General features: G+C 38.9%; 2 protein-coding genes. Both read left to right on the forward strand.

Going from position 1 to position 21,489, the window contains the following annotated elements:
• Positions 1-1,917 precede the first annotated feature (1,917 nt).
• On the forward strand, positions 1,918-8,268 hold the full coding sequence (locus NLJ00_RS14210) for a hypothetical protein (RefSeq protein ID WP_256634221.1): 6,351 nt from the start codon (positions 1,918-1,920) through the stop codon (positions 8,266-8,268).
• A 32-nt stretch (positions 8,269-8,300) separates the two neighbouring features.
• Positions 8,301-21,482 carry a right-handed parallel beta-helix repeat-containing protein gene (locus NLJ00_RS14215; RefSeq protein WP_256634222.1) on the forward strand — a complete coding sequence of 4,394 codons (13,182 nt, stop codon included), beginning with the start codon at positions 8,301-8,303 and terminating at the stop codon, positions 21,480-21,482.
• Positions 21,483-21,489 lie beyond the last annotated feature (7 nt).

A 21,489-nucleotide genomic window follows, 5' to 3' on the forward strand; every position in this document is an offset into this window, starting at 1 on the left:
GAATGTCTCGTTGTTGCCCGTTTGTGAATAAACGTTAAAAAATAAGCTGTTGCCGTACCAGTGCTCCAGATCTTCATTATTGCGCTTTGGTGACACTTAAATGTAGAGATAAAAATATTATTTGATTCTTTAATTATCTCTGAAATCAAAGCAGGCACATTTAGCAGCCTTTATAAAACTTGCGGCTACCCAAAACGCGATTTAGATCAGCGTGGGCTGCCGGCAGGATCATTGTACTTATGCCGCTCGCAAACCCCCAACAGCTATTTTGGGTCATTGGAGATTTTTGTTTGCTGCTTGCAAAATAATGCTTTTTCTTTTTTTGATTCTACAAAAGCGGGCAGAGTTCTGCAGGTCCCGGATTAATCGGGTATTAGGAGTTGCTACCGGAATTTAATTCGGAGTGGTCAGCATCGTCAATTGGATATAATATTATTTTTTGGGCTTAATATTTTTTTAGGAGCTTTTCCCGCTATCGTTCCATCTTTTGTGCCGAAGACCGGCACAAAAGGATTTTTACTGCTATCGGGGCTAGGGCAGCCGCAGGGCCCCTGTTTTGTCCTGGATAAGTGCACATTCAAACCCAATTGCTGCACATCTATTCAATCTAGATTAAATACCATAGTCCAAAATTCTTTCACAAAGCAAAAACTAAATTAATTTGCCTTTAATGTTGAAGGCTTATCCTGTAAAAATTTTTATCTCTAAGCGGTACTCAAATAGGCTGAGCTGCTGCCCACAAAGAAGAATATTATGGTTTTATTGTCAGTTCACAAGAGTGCATCCTAATAGTTTTCACTGGAGAGGTAAATTTTTGGGCAGGTATAAACTCAGATTCTGGTATAAGTTTTGGAGTCTGCCATCCTATGGGTTAGGCAATTATATAAGGAAAATAAATCATTTAATAGAGTTTGGCAGTTTTCGATAGGATTTGATCTATCAATGAATGTGCTTACTTCTTCAGTTACATAAGCCTTTTTTTGGAAAGAGAATTATTCTTAATGATCATTTCTATTCCAAGCAGGGTTAAAGACCAAATCTGTCTGAAATTTATGTAATTCTGTAAATAAATAGAAAATATTATAAAAAAACACTTATCATTATAAAAATAAATACTTATTTTTGATTAAAGATAATTTAGGTTATCTTTAATCATACTTTGGAAGAGTAGATTTTAATTGAGGTGTTTAAACATTAAGTTTATACACCTCTTTTTACTCTTTGGGATCCCTTGTACTATATTTTTTTTGCCGTTATTAGGAGTAACAAGATTGGGGAAAATTAAATTTGCTTTGCCGTCAAATCATAAAAAAATCGTTTTTGCCCATTCGTTGCAGATTTTAATCTTTTATGTTCTTTTAAATCTGACTTCTCCGTACCACTACATTTTGGGAAAATAAATTTTCTCCATGTTCCTGTCTATAAAAAGGGGTGAAATAGTTTTATTTTAACATTTTAATACCTGCCTTGTGTCAAAAAACACACCGATAATTTTTTATAGGTTTTATTTTTGTTGCAGAATGAAATCTTTTATTATTTTTTAAAGTACAGCATAAAATTAATAATCTCTTTAAGGTCTTATTTTATTTAAAAATATTTAAGAAAAATTTATTCTAAATATTCTGTAAATGCTGTCAATGGTGTATTACTGGCCAATTTAAAAAAAACAAAACAATTTAGATGTCTGTTTTTTAACCTTCTTTTTTTTTGCTGTCAATTAAAATTTAAGTAAATGATTACTTATAAATAATTAATTTAACATATTTTTATCTAAAATTACATTTAATTAAAAAAAAATATTAACTTTATATTGTTAAGATTCATATTACAACAGCATTTATTTATTGTTCTGTTTTTGTTAAATGTTGTTGTTTTTTTATTTACTACCTTATTTTATTAATTATATCTACTGAAATTATGAAGCAACAATTACGATTAATAATCTTTCTTTTTGGATCAGGTGTTTATGCACAAGTCGGTATTGGAACACCAGCACCAAATAATTCAGCTCAACTTGAGATTGTATCCTCTAATAAGGGGCTTTTAATACCAAAGTTAAACCTGACCTCTTTAACAGATAATTTGACAATAACTAGTGGGAATGTAGAAGGGTTGATAGTTTATAATATTACTAATGTTTCCGGAATGCCTCCAGGTTTTTATTATTGGTCCTCCGGACAATGGAACAAACTATTAAATAAAAAAGATCTACCTCTAAGTTCAGGGCCGGGAGCTCCCACGGCTCTTTTTCCTGCTAATCCTGCTGCCGGTAATATATATGTTAATGAAACTACGGGTGAAATTTATACATTTAAAGGCGGAGGATGGTCAATTCAATCCTCTAGCTCAGTAAGTACTGATCCGGGAAATATAATTATCCAGGGTACTGATGGCAAAGCTTTTCTTGATGCCGTTGTAGGCGCAGATAAATTAGGCAAAAATGTAACTTCATCGGACGGTTCTATTTCAGGAGTACAGAATAAATCGGTTTTAGCGGATATGAATCTACAGGTAAAAGTAGATAATACTACACTTGAGGTTAATCCAGCCAATGGCGTGCAGGTTAAAGACTCAGGTATTACAATACCGAAAATTGCTTCAGGTGGTAGTAATAAGGTTTTAGTTACTGATGCAGCCGGAGCAGTAGCGTGGATAAACAAGGATGCTTTTGAAACGGTGGTGGATATGACCACCATTGAAGGTTTGGGCACAATTGCCAGTCCTTTAATGGTAAAAGACCTTGGAATCGTAACGGCTAAACTAGCTGATGATGCTGTAACTAGTGCAAAAATCTTAAATGGAACTATATTATCTGAGGATATAGCCTCAGGAGGTGTTAATAAAGTTTTAGTTACGGATGCATCGGGTGCTGTGGCGTGGATAAATAAAGATTCTTTTGAGACAGTGGTGGATATGACAACCATTGAAGGTTTGGGCACAATTGCCAGTCCTTTAATGGTAAAAGATTTAGGAATCGTAACGGCGAAGTTAGCAGATGATGCTGTAACTAGTGCAAAAATCTTAAATGGAACTATATTATCTGAGGATATAGCCTCAGGAGGTGTTAATAAAGTTTTAGTTACGGATGCATCGGGTGCAGTGGCGTGGATAAATAAAGATTCTTTTGAGACAGTGGTGGATATGACCACCATTGAAGGTTTGGGCACAATTGCCAGTCCTTTGATGGTAAAAGATTTAGGAATCGTAACGGCTAAACTAGCTGATGATGCTGTAACTAGTGCAAAAATCTTAAATGGAACTATATTATCTGAGGATATAGCCTCAGGAGGTATTAATAAAGTTTTAGTTACGGATGCATCGGGTGCAGTGGCGTGGATAAATAAAGATTCTTTTGAGACAGTGGTGGATATGACAACCATTGAAGGTTTGGGCACAATTACCAGTCCTTTAATGGTAAAAGATTTAGGAATTGTAACGGCTAAAATTGCTGACAATGCCGTAACTACTGCAAAAATAGCACCAGGATCCAATGATCAGGTTTTAGTTACGGATGCAGCAGGTGTTGTGGCGTGGCTGGACAAAAGTGCATTTGGCGCTATTGCGGACCAGGTAACCATCGAGGGCCTTGGAACTACTGCAAGCCCGTTTTTGGTAAAAGACCTTGGAATTGTAACGGCAAAATTAGCAGATGACGCTGTGACTACAGGAAAAATTCTAAACGAAACTATATTATCAGAAGACATTAAAGATGGCGAGGTAGCCACGGTTGATATTGCCTCAGGCGGAAACGACAAAGTTCTGGTTACAGATGCAGCAGGTGTTGTGGCGTGGCTGGACAAAAGTGCATTTGGCGCTATTGCGGACCAGGTTACAATCGAGGGTCTTGGAACCACTGCAAGCCCGTTTTTGGTAAAAGATTTAGGAATTGTAACGGCAAAATTAGCAGATGACGCTGTGACTACTGGAAAAATTTTAAACGGTACTATTTTATCTGAAGATATTGCCTCAGGCGGAAACGACAAAGTTCTGGTTACAGACGCAGCAGGTGTTGTGGCGTGGCTGGACAAAAGTGCATTTGGCGCTATTGCGGACCAGGTAACCATCGAGGGCCTTGGAACTACTGCAAGCCCGTTTTTGGTAAAAGACCTTGGAATTGTAACGGCCAAATTAGCAGATGACGCTGTGACTACTGGAAAAATTCTAAACGAAACTATATTATCAGAAGACATTAAAGATGGCGAGGTAGCCACGGTTGATATTGCCTCAGGCGGAAACGACAAAGTTTTGGTTACAGATGCAGCAGGTGTTGTGGCATGGCTGGACAAAAGTGCATTTGGCGCTATTGCGGACCAGGTAACCATCGAGGGCCTTGGAACTACTGCAAGCCCGTTTTTGGTAAAAGATTTAGGAATTGTAACGGCAAAATTAGCAGATGATGCGGTGACTACAGGAAAAATTTTAAACGGTACTATTTTATCTGAAGATATTGCCTCAGGCGGAAACGATAAAGTTTTGGTTACAGATGCAGCAGGTGTTGTGGCATGGCTAGACAAAAGTGCATTTGGCGCTATTGCCGACCAGGTAACCATCGAGGGCCTTGGAACCACAGCGAGTCCGTTTTTGGTAAAAGACCTTGGAATTGTAACGGCTAAATTAGCTGACAATGCGGTAACTACAACTAAAATAGCCTCGGGAGGAAATGACAAAGTATTGGTTACAGATGCAGCAGGTGTTGTGGCGTGGCTGGACAAAAGTGCATTTGGCGCTATTGCGGACCAGGTAACCATCGAGGGCCTTGGAACTACTGCAAGCCCGTTTTTGGTAAAAGATTTAGGAATTGTAACGGCCAAATTAGCAGATGACGCGGTGACTACTGGAAAAATTCTAAACGAAACTATATTATCAGAAGACATCAAAGATGGCGAGGTAGCCACGGTTGATATTGCCTCAGGCGGAAGCGACAAAGTTCTGGTTACAGACGCAGCAGGTGTTGTGGCGTGGCTGGACAAAAGTGCATTTGGCGCTATTGCAGACCAGGTAACCATCGAGGGTCTTGGAACTACTGCAAGCCCGTTTTTGGTAAAAGACCTTGGAATTGTAACGGCCAAATTAGCAGATGACGCTGTGACTACTGGAAAAATTCTAAACGAAACTATATTATCAGAAGACATTAAAGATGGCGAGGTAGCCACGGTTGATATTGCCTCAGGCGGAAACGACAAAGTTTTGGTTACAGATGCATCAGGAGTTGTGGCATGGCTGGACAAAAGTGCATTTGGCGCTATTGCGGACCAGGTTACAATCGAGGGTCTTGGAACCACTTCAAGCCCGTTTTTGGTAAAAGATTTAGGAATTGTAACGGCAAAATTAGCAGATGACGCTGTGACTACTGGAAAAATTCTAAACGAAACTATATTATCAGAAGACATTAAAGATGGCGAGGTAGCCACGGTTGATATTGCCTCAGGCGGAAACGACAAAGTTTTGGTTACAGATGCATCAGGAGTTGTGGCATGGCTGGACAAAAGTGCATTTGGCGCTATTGCGGACCAGATTACAATCGAGGGTCTTGGAACCACTGCAAGCCCGTTTTTGGTAAAAGATTTAGGAATTGTAACGGCAAAATTAGCAGATGACGCTGTGACTACTGGAAAAATTTTAAACGGTACTATTTTATCTGAAGATATTGCCTCAGGCGGAAACGACAAAGTTCTGGTTACAGACGCAGCAGGTGTTGTGGCGTGGCTGGATAAAAGTGCATTTGGCGCTATTGCGGACCAGGTAACCATCGAGGGCCTTGGAACTACTGCAAGCCCGTTTTTGGTAAAAGATTTAGGAATTGCAACGGCTAAAATTGCTGACAATGCCGTAACTACTGCAAAAATAGCACCAGGATCCAATGATCAGGTTTTAGTTACGGATGCAGCAGGTGTTGTGGCGTGGCTGGACAAAAGTGCATTTGGCGCTATTGCGGACCAGGTAACCATCGAGGGCCTTGGAACTACTGCAAGCCCGTTTTTGGTAAAAGATTTAGGAATTGTAACAGCTAAAATTGCTGACAATGCCGTAACCACTACAAAAATAGCACCAGGATCCAATGATCAGGTTTTAGTTACGGATGCAGCAGGTGTTGTGGCGTGGCTGGACAAAAGTGCATTTGGCGCTATTGCGGACCAGGTAACCATCGAGGGCCTTGGAACTACTGCAAGCCCGTTTTTGGTAAAAGACCTTGGAATTGTAACGGCCAAATTAGCAGATGACGCTGTGACTACTGGAAAAATTCTAAACGAAACTATATTATCAGAAGACATTAAAGATGGCGAGGTAGCCACGGTTGATATTGCCTCAGGCGGAAACGACAAAGTTCTGGTTACAGATGCAGCAGGTGTTGTGGCGTGGCTGGACAAAAGTGCATTTGGCGCTATTGCGGACCAGGTAACCATCGAGGGCCTTGGAACTACTGCAAGCCCGTTTTTGGTAAAAGACCTTGGAATTGTAACGGCCAAATTAGCAGATGACGCTGTGACTACTGGAAAAATTCTAAACGAAACTATATTATCAGAAGACATTAAAGATGGCGAGGTAGCCACGGTTGATATTGCCTCAGGCGGAAACGACAAAGTTTTGGTTACAGATGCAGCAGGTGTTGTGGCATGGCTGGACAAAAGTGCATTTGGCGCTATTGCGGACCAGGTAACCATCGAGGGCCTTGGAACTACTGCAAGCCCGTTTTTGGTAAAAGATTTAGGAATTGTAACGGCAAAATTAGCAGATGATGCGGTGACTACAGGAAAAATTTTAAACGGTACTATTTTATCTGAAGATATTGCCTCAGGCGGAAACGATAAAGTTTTGGTTACAGATGCAGCAGGTGTTGTGGCATGGCTAGACAAAAGTGCATTTGGCGCTATTGCCGACCAGGTAACCATCGAGGGCCTTGGAACCACAGCGAGTCCGTTTTTGGTAAAAGACCTTGGAATTGTAACGGCTAAATTAGCTGACAATGCGGTAACTACAACTAAAATAGCCTCGGGAGGAAATGACAAAGTATTGGTTACAGATGCAGCCGGCGTTGTGGCATGGCTGGATAAAAGTGCATTTGGAGCCATTGCAGATCAATCTACTATAGCAGGATTAGGAACAACCACCAGTCCATTTTTAGTAAAAGATTCAGGCATTACGGTAATGCAGTTAGCAGACAATGCCGTAACTACTCCAAAAATAATTGACGGAGCCGTTACTACAGCAAAAATCCTAAACGAAACTATTTTATCTGAGGATATTAAAGACGGAGAAGTAAAAACTACAGATATAGCGGATAAAAATGTAACAGTGGAGAAAATTAATAATGGTGCTGCAAATCAGGTTTTAAGAACAGATGCACTTGGAGTGAGTACAGAATGGGGGGCTTTCATTAGTGCTGATACTGGTAATTTAATCATTCCTGGAACCGACAGGGGTGTATTCATTAATCAGGCTACTATTAAAGCTAATGAAACAGTAACTACACTATCCGGTGCTTTGCCGACAGGTAATCTGATTGGAACTTATACAAATGAACTAAGTAATTCGGTTGATATTAATGAAACTGTAACAGCTATTACTGGGGCTTTGACTACAGGACATGATATTGGAACTTATAAGAATGAGGCAAACGCAGATGTTATTTTAAAAGAAACTATAACAAGAATATCACAAGATAATACTACTGGTGTCATTAGATATTTTGATGAAGAAGGAGTCCCGGATGAAGATGTTAATACTGCTGAAGAACTTAATGTAATAAGTGCAAATCCAAATAATGCTATTAAGGTAGGAACTGACGGAGGTGCTTATATTAATTCAATTGCTAAAGTAGTTTATAGTGCTGAATATGCAGGAGGTGTGTTAATGGCCGATGGTACTAATAATATTGGGACTTTGACATCTGATAATACCGGTGCGCCAGATTGGATAAATTTCTACGAGTGGTCCAGTGGTCAGGCTACCGTTCAGGATTACGATGTAATTTTACGTTTTACGGTACCAAGCGATTTTACGGCCTGGGATGCTGCAAGCCCTATACAAATTTCTTACAGGGCAGATGCAGGAACTAATCTTTCTGGTTTCGTATATGCAGCAGGAGGTGCGCTTTTGGCAACAATACCCGTTTCTACCGCAGCTACCTGGACAAACATAAATGTTACTTCAGTTGCAGCGCTTACAGCAGGTTCTACAGGTATAATTGTATTAAAATTATCAAGTAAAGTGAGTGACAGTACTGCCAAAATACGCATAGGAGACATTACTCTTAACTACAAAAAATAAGAGTACACTACTAAACATATAAACTTAAGATTATGATGAATAATTACATGCGTACCTTTTATATGCTTGCATTATTTTTATTGACCTATAATGCAAATGCACTCAATATTACTGTTACAAGCATTGCAGACTCAGGAGCCGGAACATTACGTCAGGCCATGCTTAATGTAAATGCTGCCGGAGCAGGACCGCATACCATAACATTTAGTCCGGCGCTCTCCGGTCAAACGATAAACATTGCGACTAATTTACCAACTCTAACTGTTTCAGGGGTTTCTATTAATGGAGACATTAACAATGATAATATACCGGATATTACTATAGATGCAGGAACGGGAAATAATACTTTTATTATTTTTCAGGGAACAGCTGCAGCGAATAACACTACAATAAAGGGTTTTGTTTTGCAGGACATGGGGGATACCGCCATTAAGTTCACAGCTACTGTTTCCGGAATTACTATTCAGGATATTGTAGTAAAACACACGGAGAATAATTTTATCGACAAAGCCATTTGGTTTGTTGGGAATGTTAGTAGCCTGACGGTTACGAATGTGACGGTAAGTCAAATTGAAAACACAACTACTCGTTTTGCGTTTTATGTACAAGGTACTACCACAAATACGGTTATTGATAATTTCAATGTTTCTAATTCAGGAATGGCAGATGCTGCCATGAGGTTTACAGGAGCTGCTAACACCGTAACCATAAAAAATACTACACTTGATTTAGATAATTCAGCCGGTATTGATGATGGTAATTATGGAATCGTTTTTGGCAGCACTACTACTGATGTAAACCTTACAGATATAAAAGTATTGAGTTGTGATATTCAAGGACTTTATCTTAGTGGAGCTGCCACCAGAGTAGAAATGACACGTTATACTTTTACAGCGGGAGGGAGCGGTACAGGAAGTTATGGTATTTATATTATTGGTGTAATGGACACTGTAACAATTGATGCTGCAAACGTTAGTTTGGATGTGCCGGGGAATACGGATGATGGTGAGTACGGTTTTTATTTTTATAATAATGCTACCAATACGGTTATTAAAAATAGTGTTATCCATGATGCTGAAAGTCAAGCCATTTTTTTTAGGCTTTTGGCCACAACTGTAAATATATCAGATACTACAATAGACAATTTGGAAGGCGATACGGATGTGTACGGTATTAATTTTAATGGTATTTCGTCCGGTGTTACCTTGACCAATGTCACTGTAGATGGCGCTAAGAACATTGCAGGAAACGATGGCGATTATGGAATTTACTTTAACGGCAATACATCTAATGTTACCATGAACAATGTAAAGGCATTAAATTTCGATGGCTATGGAATTCGATTTGTGGGTACTGCAAACACTGTCGCTATTACCGATTATAATTTCACTAACGGAAGAGGTGGAACAGGTTCCTACGGAATAAATTTTAACGGAGCAGCAACCGGCATTACCATGTCTAATCTTTCATTGAATATGGATAATCCAACGGGTGCAGATGATGGCAGTTATGGAATTTACTTCAACAGTACTGCTACAACTGTGAATATTACAGATGTAAGTGTTATGCGTGCTGATTTTCGAGGCATACATTTTCTTAATAATGCAAACGGAATTAATATTACCCGTTACACGTATACATCTGGCGCAACTGCAGGTGTAAATGTTGGTTTGTCTTTTGCTACTACTGCTGATAATGTTACTATAGATACAGCAATACTTAACATGGATGTACCAGGAAGTACAAATGATGGAGATTATGGTATGGAAGTAGTTGGAGCAGCCAGTAATTTTATCATCAAAAATTCAACCATTCATGATGCAGAAGTAGTAGGAATTTATTTGAGAGCTGCAGCAACTACAGTTAATATTTTAGATACCACAATAGATAATCTTGAAGGACATGTAAATGCTCAGGGGATTCAATTTTCAGGTATTTCGGATGGTATTACATTGACTAATGTCACCATAGATGGTGCGATGACCGTACCTGGTAATGATGGGAATTATGGTGTTATTTTCAATAGCAATGTTTTGAATAGTACCTTAACCAATGTAAAGACACTCAATATTGATACTTACGGTCTTTGGTTCAATGGTACTACTAATACTGTTGCTATTACAGATTATACTTTTACTACGGGAAGAGGGGGATCAGCCTCACATGCTATTAGGTTTGAGCAGGCCGCTACAGGGATAACTATGACCAATATTCTCCTTGATATGGATAATCCTACTAGTAATGTGGATGGGAATTTAGGTATTTATTTTGTCAATACTGCTTCTTCAGTAAATATAAATGGTTTTACCATTCATGATGCAGAGTCGAATGGTATATTCGTTAATTTGGCGGCTACTGATTTTACACTTTTAAATGGGGTGCTTGATAATTTTGATGGCTCAGGTGCAGCCTATATGATACAATTTAATAATAATACAACTAATGTTACTATTACGGATGTGACTATAAATGGTGATGTTACAGGAACAACTGATGATGCTAATTATGGGCTTTATTTTAATTCATCCGTATCCAATAATGTGAAATTAACAAGAGTAAATTTGACTGAAGTAGACCTTGGAGGATTTTATTTTCTGAATGCTAACGATTATACCATAGATAATTGTAATATTACCAAATCCAATAATTACGGTATACAATTCGAAGGAAATACTTCCCGTTCTAATAATGAGATAAAAAACTCCACTTTTGATGAATCAGGTCACACTGCTTTAAAGATTGTTACTGATAATGCTACTAATGCATTTAATATCCACAACAACACCTTTTCAAATGGAACAGGCCCTGGAATAGGAGTGTGGCTGGCAGGTATTGGAGGAGTGAAAAATATTCAGATTACCAATAATATTTTTAGTAATAATACAGGCCAGGGAATCTATAATGAAAAAGCCGATGGGGTATTGTATTCGCTAAACACCTATTTTAATAATGCTAAAGGCGGAATTGACAATGTTACAGCAGATGGAAACGATGGATTGGAGAAAAGTACAGGTAAATCGATAACGATATTGTCGTCTAAAAACGGAACAGTCGCAGGGACTTATGATGTGACCTTTATTGTGCCTTCTTTTTGCACCAATTGCAACATCGAGTTTTACGGAAATCTTCCAACAGATGTCAAGGATAACGGTCGTACTTATGTAAAAACCGAAACAGCCTTGGCAGCAGGAACCTATACACGAACCTTAACCTACGCAGGGGATGCGACGGGATATTGGACCGCTACATTAAGAGATTTTTCTCAAAATGCATCTGTTTCAGAATTTAGTGCTTCAGCTTTAATACAAAATGTAGGTCCAGCTGGTGTTACCAATGGTCTTGGTGCCTGGTGGAGAGCCGATAGGGACGCTACAGCCACTACCTGGAAAGATTATAGTGGAAATGGACATGATTTAGTTACTACAGGAACCATAGTACTTACCACAAATTCCGTTAATTTTAACCCGGCAATGCGTTTTAATGGCTCCTATTTTAATTATAATAATAGCCCCATCTTTGCAGCTCCTGTAAATTATGATAACGTATATATTTTTGCGGTAGGTATTCCAAAAGATGGAGGTAATTTGTCTTTTATAATGGAACGTTCTAATTCAGGTACCAATGATTTTCGTTTTTATAAATGGACTACAGAAGCTATTAGTTTTGGTGCACCTTCAAATATTCAGCAAACTACTGCCGATTATAGAACTTTAGGCGGTATTACAAATGTGCCTAACCTTTTTGGAGCCAAAAAAACACCGGCCTATATGACCTCTTTATTGCAAGGTAAAGAAATAGGAACTCCACTTACAGGACCGTTTACATCCTATTCTTCTACAGGAGCTTTTAATTATGTTGGTGCTATAGCAAGTAATCCCTCAACAGCAAATTCTGAAATCGCAGAGTTAATAGTATATAGTAATGCCTCAGCCATTACCCCGCTTGAAATCCAAAAAGTAAATTCCTATTTAGCTCTTAAATATGGTATCTCTTTAGACCAAACGACAGCAACAGATTATTTGGCTTCTGATGGAACAACCAAAATGTGGAACGCTGCAGTAAATGCTTTATATTCTAAAGATATTGCCGGTATAGGCCGTGATGATGCTTCTGCATTATTACAAAAACAGTCAGCAGCTGTAGATCCTGCCGAAGTTGTTACAATAGGTTATGGAGGCATTGCTGCTTCTAATGACGCAAATACTGCTACATTTGCGAGTGATAAAACGTTTTTGGTTTGGGGTCATGACACAGGTAATCTTACTTTAAAAACAACAGAGTTACCCTCTGGAGCCAATGCAGAATTAAGATACAACAGAGAATGGAAAGTACAGGAAACAGGTGGAAATGTGAATAACCTGACCATTCGTTTTAAAAATATCCCAACTTCAGTAGCCAATTTAGAATTGTATATCGATACCGATAATGATGGTGATTTTACCAATGCTACTATTTATCCGGGTACGTTAGCAGGAACAACCGTTACTTTTACGGGTATAGATTTGAATAATAATGATTCTTTTACTTTAGGTTACTCTGCCGTTTATCCTGGTGGTGTTTCAACAGCTGTTCTATTATGGTTAAAGGCGGATGCAGATGTAGTAGGTACAACTGCTGTAACGTCCTGGGCAGATCAATCGGGGAATTTAAAAAACGCAGATATTGCTGTTTCAGATCCTGAATTAATACAAGGAGCTGTAAATTACAATCCAGTTGTCAATTTTGATGGTAATGATTACCTGGCTTTTACAAACAATTCGTTTGTAACAGGTTTTACTGCTGCCGAGGCAATTGCAGTTGTTAAAAACAATGGGAATGGACTTAGCTCCGGACATCCTTATGATTTTGGCGGGTCTTCTCGTGAATTTACGTATACATGGTCAGATCGAAATGTTTATCAGGGTTCATTTACCACAGACCGTATCGGTTTTAATCCTTTATTAAATACGATTTCTGATGCAAAGGCAGGTGTGACTGCAGTTACAGGAAATTTTATTGATACTAAAGACTGGAATATCTACGACACACAAAGTGCAGCTAATCAATATACTATTCAGTTTAATGGACTAACAAAAATAAATACAACTACAAATACTACCAATTTTAGTTTGGGGGTAAACAAAGAGCTTATTGGTGCTACCGGAAATTTTTATTTTACTGGCGATATTGGTGAGGTCATATTATATAACAGGGTTTTAACGAGTTTAGAACGTCAGCGTGTCAATTCCTACACGGCTTTAAAGTACGGTATTACACTGGACCAAACTACGCCTACAGATTATTTGGCGTCCAATGGAACTACAAAAAGCTGGGATGCTACTGCAAATGCTTTGTATAGTAATGACATTGCAGGTATTGGCCGTGATGATGCGACTGCTTTAAACCAGAAACAATCCCGTTCCGTTAACTCGGATGCTATTGTAAGCATAGGTTTAGGCACATTAGCGACAACCAATCAGTTAAACACCAATACATTTAGCGCAGATAAAAACTTCCTGGTTTGGGGTAATGATAATGCAAGCTTAGAATTACAAACAACAGAGCGTCCTGCTGCGGCATCTGCCAGTACTATTTACCGTTTAGGCAGGGAATGGAAAGTTAAGGAAACAGGTCCTGACACTGGTCTTTTAAGTATTTCATTTACAAATGTGCATCCTCAGGCTACCAATATTGAATTGTATGTAGATACGGACGGTGATGGAGATTTTACTAACGCAACGGTAATTACTGGCGGAACACTTGTAGGTAAAACAGTAACTTTTACAGGAGTTAATTTAAATAATAATAATTTATTTACATTGGGCTACACGGCTGTTTTTCCGGGCGCAGTACCGGCAAATTTAGGTTTATGGCTAAAAGCGGATGCAGGTACAGGAGGAGTAAATGAAAACGATGCAGTAGGAACATGGCTGGACCAGTCACTCAAAACATTGGACGCGGTGGCGGTGGGAGATCCTACTTTTGAATTCACTAACGGAACAAATTTTAATCCAACTATTTATCATGACGGTAATGACGGACACAATCCGGCAACATCGGTAAAAGATCAATATACCTTCCTTACGATGTCTAAATTGTCGGGAACTAAAAATGCCAGAATATTTAAATCCAATGTGGGTAACTTTTTGGCGGGTTACTGGCAAGGTAAGGAAGATGTTTTATATCTAGACGGTACACCCAATTTGTTAACTGGTAAAGCAGCAACTACCAATCCGCATTTATACACGCTAAAACGTCAGACTTCTGGCGCTTACGATATGTATTCAGCAGGTAAGTCTTTGTATACGGGTACTACTTCGGCTAATTCGACTATTGATCTGGATATTTCAGGCAATACAGAGCCATCTGCTGCGTATGTGTCTGAAGCGATTCTTTATGAAAGAGCACTTTCTGCTTTAGAAACACAAAAAGTCGAAACGTATTTGGCTATTAAATATGGCGTAACATTAGACCAAACAACTCCTTATGATTACATAGCTTCTAACGGGACTACTAAAATATGGGATACTTCCGGTAAAGGAGCTTATAAAAATAATATTGCGGGCATTGGTCGCGATGATTTATCGGGTCTTAATCAAAAACAATCAAAATCGATCAATACCAATGCGTTTTTAACTATTGGTCTTGGAACAATTGCAGCAAATAATATTGCTAATACCAATACTTTTGTAGCAGATAAAAATTTCCTGGTATGGGCCAATGACAGTGGTTCTCTTTCTCCACAAACAGGAGATTTGCCTGGTGTGGCTACTGCTATTTTTAGAATTGGAAGGGAATGGAAAGTACAGGAAACCGGAAGCATAAGTAATTTAACTGTTACCGTTAATAGTATTCCGGATTCCTCTTACAACCTTGAGCTGTATGTAGACAAAGATGGAGATGGGGTATTTACAAGTGGAACGATAGTTAAGTATGCAGGAACATTAGTGAATGGAACCGCTACTTTTACGGGTGTGGACTTAGATAATAATGATGTCTTTACTATAGGATATACGAATCTTTCGCCAGGTGGGGTGCCGGCGGGATTAGGAGCGTGGTGGCGAGCTGATAAAAATGCCACTACCACTACCTGGGCTGATTATAGCGGTAACGGATATGATGCGACAAAAGCTTCCGCTGGAACTTTGACATTGAATACCGGAAGTGCCAATTTTAATCCTTCGTACAATTTGAGTGGTTCTTATTTTGAATATCCTGCGGGGAAATCCATTTTTGCCTCTCCAAATAATTATGATAATATATATGTATTTGCTGTAGGAATTCCTAAAGCGGGTCAAAACCTGTCTGTATGGTCGGAAAGAGCAACACAGGGCTATGATGCTGCTTTTTTTAAGCTTAACAATAATAGTTTGTATCTGGATGCGCCTTATGGGTATCGTTTATCTAATGTATTCCTTACTGGCGGTGGGGTTAATGATATTCCTAATTTAATAGCGGGAAGGAAAACACCAACATCATTTACTAATTATATTCAAGGTAAAGCAGCCGCAACGGTAACAGGAACCTATGTTACTTACTCTTCTAACAACAGTACTGCTTTAAACCGTATTGGTGCCACCTCTGGATACATATCAAATGGAGGTTCAGAATTGTCTGAGGTCATTGTCTATAAAAATTCCTCAGCAATGACTGCTACGGATGCTCAGCAGATCAATAGTTATTTAGCCATTAAATACGGTATTACTCTGGATCAGACAGTTGCTACTGATTATTTGGCGACTGACGGAACAAAAATTTGGGATGCTACAGCCAATGCTGCTTATTCATTTGACATTACGGGTATTGGCAGGGATGATTTTACTTCTTTGGTTCAAAAACAATCCAAATCGGTAAACTTGGATAATGTAGTTACCATTGGTCTTGGTGCTATTGCTGCAGATAACTCAAGTAATACCAATTCTTTTACCGGAGATAAAAGTTACCTGGTTTGGGGTAATGACAATGCTCCTGTTGCTTTGCAAACTACAGAAAGACCAGCTGCAGCTTCAGTCAATACCATCTATCGTCTGGGAAGAGAATGGAAGGTACAGGAAACAGGAGATGATACAGGTCCTTTAGCAATTGCTTTCAATAACATTCACCCTAGTGCCACCAGCATCGAATTGTATGTGGATACAGATGGTGATGGTAATTTTGCCAATGCAACCGTTATTACCGGTGGTGTACTGGTGGGTAAAACAGTAACTTTTTCTGGAGTAAATTTAAAAAATAATGATTTATTTACTGTAGGTTATACCGTCCCTTTCCCAGGGGGAGTTACAGGAAGTTTAGCAGTTTGGCTAAAAGCAGATGCTGATGTTCTAGGAACAACAGCGGTTACTTCCTGGGGTGATCAGACTACAAATGTGCGCGATGCAAATATTGCTGTTTCTGATCCGGAATTAGTGGAAGGGGGCCTGAATTACAATCCGGTCATCAGATTTGACGGAGATGACTATTTCCGTTTTTCAACTAGTCCGTTTGTATCTTCTTTTACTGCAGCAGAAGCTATTACAGTACTCAAAAACGATGGGGTTGGCGTTAATTCAGGTCATCCTTATGATTTTGGAGGAAGTGTTCGTGGTTTTCATTATATCCATAGCAATAATAATATTTATCAGGGTTCGTTTACGACGGATCGTGTCGGGTTTAATCCGCTGCTGAATACTATTGTGGATACAAAAGCAGGTGTGACAAGTGCAACTGGTGATTTTGTCGATACAGCCGACTGGAACATCTATGGTACTCATAGTGCTGCTAATGTTTATGGTGTGCAGTTTAATGGGCAGCCTAAAATAAGTTCTACTACTAGTAATGTGGTTAATTTTAATTTAACGGCCAATCGGGAAACAATTGGAGAGACAAATGCTACTTACTTTACTGGGGATATCGGAGAAGTAATATTATACAGCAGAGTTTTGACCGATCTGGAACGTCAGCGTGTTAATTCATACACAGCTTTAAAGTATGGTATTACCTTAAATCAGACTATTCCATACGATTATATAGCATCGGACGGAACTACTAAAATTTGGGATGCTACCGCCAATGCTTTATATAACAATGATATTGCAGGAATTGGTCGTGATGATTTAACCGCTTTGAGTCAAAAACAATCCCGTTCTGTAAATTCAGATGCTTTAGTAACTATTGGATTAGGAACAATTACGGCAACCAATCAATTGAATGCGGGAAGTTTCCCGGTAGACAGAAGTTTCTTAGTTTGGGGTAATGATAATGCCTCAGTAAATTTACAGACTACCGAACGTCCTGTTGCTGCTAATGCTGTTTTCCGTGTGGGCAGGGAATGGAAAATATCGAAAATAGGCACTGTAGGTCCAGTAACTATTGCATTAAGTAATGTTCCTATTAATGCTATGAATGTAGAATTATACATAGATACTGATGGGGATAGTAATTTTACCAATGCAACAGTGATAACCGGAGGAGTTGTGTCGGGAGGAGTGGTCACTTTCTCTGGTGTGATGTTAAATAATAATGACAGGTTTACTTATGGTTATACTGCGCCATTTCCAGGAGGTGTTTCTCCAAATTTAGGTCTTTGGCTAAAAGCCAATGAAGGAACAGGAGGAGTGAACCAGAATGATCCTATTGGTGTTTGGACAGATCAGTCACCTGCTGCTGCACATGGTGTTGCAGTTGGAGATCCTACTTATGAATTGACCAATGGTACTAACTTTAATCCAGCTGTTTACTATGATGGAGATGACGGCCACGATCCTGTAACAGCATTTAAAGGACAATACACCATGTTCAGTTTGGCAAGATATTCAGGAACGGCTAATCGTAGAATTTACAAATCCAATGTAGGTAATATTATCATCGGGTACTACAATGGAAGAGAGGATGTATTGTATTTAGACAACAACCCAAATTTTTCGACTGCGGGTAAGGTAGCAACTACCAATCCAAATTTATATACACTAAAACGTCAGGCCTCTGGAGCTTATGATATGTATACTTCTGGAAAAAGTTTATATACAGGAACTAGTTCGGCTAATTCTACAATAAATCTAAATATTGCAGGAAATTCTGAACCAGCCGCTGCCTATGTTTCAGAAACGATAATGTATGGCAGAGACTTAAACGCAGTAGAAATCCAGCAAGTAGAATCCTATCTGGCTTTAAAATATGGGATGTCTTTAGATCAGACAACACCTAGGAATTATTTGGCGTCAGACGGAATTACGGTTAGCTGGAACAGCGCAGCCAATGGTATTTATAAAAACGATATCGCAGGAATTGGTCGTGATGATTTGACTGCTTTAAGCCAAAAACAATCACGTTCATCAAATACAGCTGATATTGTTACCATTGGTTTAAAAGAAATTGCAGAATATAATCATTTGAATACCGGAGTTTTTGCTGTCGACAGAAACTTCTTAACTTGGGGAAATAACGGTGCCAGTACAGCAACTCAAACTACTGAAAAGCCAACAGTAGCTGCAGCGACCTATCGTATTGGAAGAGAATGGAAAGTGACCGAAGTTGGATCTTTAAGTAATTTTACCATCGCATTTAAAGACATTCCTACTACTGCATCTAATTTTGAGTTGTATATAGATACTGATGGTGATGGTGATTTTACCAATGCAACTAAAATAACGACTGGTATTTCATTTGCATCAGAGGTAGTAACCTTTTCAGGTGTAGATTTAAATAACGGGGATGTCTTTACACTAGGGTATTCTATTTTATCACCGGGTGGGGTAATTACAGGTTTAGGTGCCTGGTGGCGAGCTGATAAAAATGCCTCTACTACTGCCTGGAGTGATTTTAGCGGGAATGGCCACAATGCCGTAAATAATGGAACTGTAGTATTAAATCCGGCAACTGTAAATTTTAATCCTGCTTTTGCGTTAACAAACTCATTCTTTGAGTATGTTGGGAACCCAATTTTTGTCGGAGGAAACAACTATGATAATATGTATGTGTTTTCTGTAGGTATTCCTAAAGCTGGACAACACTTATCGGTATGGTCAGAGAGATCAAATAATGGTGCAAATGATGCTTCTTTCTTTAAGTATAGCAATAACAATTTGTATATGGATGCTCCCTATACTTACCGCGCCTCTAATGTTTTTGTAACAAAAGGGGGAGTCAATGATAAACCCAACCTGATGGCAGGTAAGAAAACACCAACAACAATTACCAATTTTATTCAGGGTAAAGAAGCTGTTACCGCTACAGGAACTTATGTTAGCCGAAGTTCAGCAACAGCAGGACTCTTTAACAGAATAGGAGCAACATCTGCGTATGTTTCGGGTGGAGGTTCACAATTAGCAGAAGTTATTGTTTATAAGAATTCCAGTGCAATGACACCTACGCAGGAACTTCAAGTAAACAGTTATCTCGCTCTGAAGTATGGAATTACTTTAGACCAGAGCCCGCCAACGGATTATTTAGCCTCTGATGGTATAACTAAAATGTGGAATGCCAGTGCCACTTATGCTAATGATATTGCAGGTATTGGTAGAGATGATACGTCTGCTTTGAATCAAAAGCAGTCTAGATCAGTAAATGCAGATGCCTTGATAACGATGTCTTTAGGAGCCTTGGCAACAGACAATGCATCGAATACGAACACTTTTGGATCAGATAAGAGCTTCTTGGTTTGGGGGAATGATAATGTTTCTACTACCTTGCAAAAAACGGAACGCCCTAGTATTGCTACTTGTTCGCACCGTATGGGAAGAGAGTGGAAGGTTTCAAAAGCAGGAACGGTGGGGCCGGTTTCAGTAACCGTATTTGATATTCCTTCAATTGCTACCAACATAGAGTTGTTTATAGATTCTGATGGGGATTCTAATTTCACAACTGGCACAATAGTTAAATACACCGGTACGTTAGTGGGCAGAACTGCAACTTTTTCAGGAGTAAACTTTGCCAATAATGATGTGTTTACCATTGGGTATTCTGCTATTTCCCCTGGTGGAGTCCTAGCGGGAATGGGTGCCTGGTGGCGTGCCGATTTAGAAGCTTCGGTGACTAACTGGAATGATTATAGTGGTAATACACATGATGCTGTTAATACCGGTACTATAAGCCTCAATCCTTCAGGAGTGAACTTTAATAGTTCGTTAGGATTTGATGGGGCCTCTTTTTATCAATATCCAACTTCAGTTTTTACCGGATCAGGAGTAACCTACAATGACATGTATGTGTTTTCAGTTGGAATTCCAGAGTCTGGGAAATATCTATCTGTATGGTGTGAAAAGGCCACTACTGGGGTGGATACCCGTCTATTTAAAAATAATACTGATAATAACGTATATTTTGATGCTCCTTCTCCTACACGTGCTTTTGCAAATTTGGCACCAGGTGAGTATAGTAAACCCAATTTAATGTCGGGTAAAAGATCTACTACAAATATTGTTACTTATGCACAGGGAAAACAAACGGCAAGCGTTGCAACTGCTGCGACAACCTTAAGTTCAGATGTATCTGCGTCCAGGTCAAGTCGCATAGGTTCATTGTCTTCCACGGGCATTTCTGGAGCAGGTACATCATTATCTGAAGTTGTAGTTTATAAAAATACAACTATGATGACAGTTATAGATGAACTTAAAGTAAACAGTTATTTGGCTATTAAATACGGAATAACTTTAGACCAGACAACACCTACCAATTACATTTCATCAGAGGAGGTAATAGCCTGGAATGCTGCTGTCAATTCTGTATTTAAGCATGATATTACCGTTATTGGAAGAGACGATATATCGGTGTTGAACCAAAAACAATCTAAATCATCTAATGGAGATGATATAATCACCATTGGTTTGGGGCCTATTGCCACAACAAATGCACTTAATACAAATTCGTTTTCAGCAAATAATGATTTCTTGTCCTGGAGTAATAATGATGCTTCTCCTTCAATAGTGCTAACCTCTGGTATTCCTGCAGGTTTTGATAAGAAAATAAGCCGAAATTGGCTGGTTCAGGAAACAGGGAATGTAGGTGAAGTTACAATTCAAATACCTGCATCTGCACTTACTGGCTTTCCAAGTAAAACAGATTTAGTGTTAATTGTGGCCGATGACTCAGGATTTACGACCAATTTGGTAACTTCTCCGTTTGAGATTAATGGTAGTAATTATGAAGCTAAATTTGATTTTTCAGGTAATAAATATTTTACTGTTGGAATATTATTACCAGATTTCATGCGTCATGGTAAATATTTCAGGGACGGTGTAGAACAGCCTATGAAGTTCTAATTGAGTT

The sequence above is a fragment of the Flavobacterium panici genome, from assembly GCF_024499525.1.
Classification (GTDB): Bacteria; Bacteroidota; Bacteroidia; order Flavobacteriales; family Flavobacteriaceae; genus Flavobacterium; species Flavobacterium panici.

Bases quoted from the DNA above. Each gene is read 5' to 3' on its own strand.
- NLJ00_RS14215 (WP_256634222.1), top strand. From the start codon at position 8,301: ATGATGAATAATTACATGCGTACCTTTTATATGCTTGCATTATTTTTA.
- NLJ00_RS14210 (WP_256634221.1), top strand. From the start codon at position 1,918: ATGAAGCAACAATTACGATTAATAATCTTTCTTTTTGGATCAGGTGTT.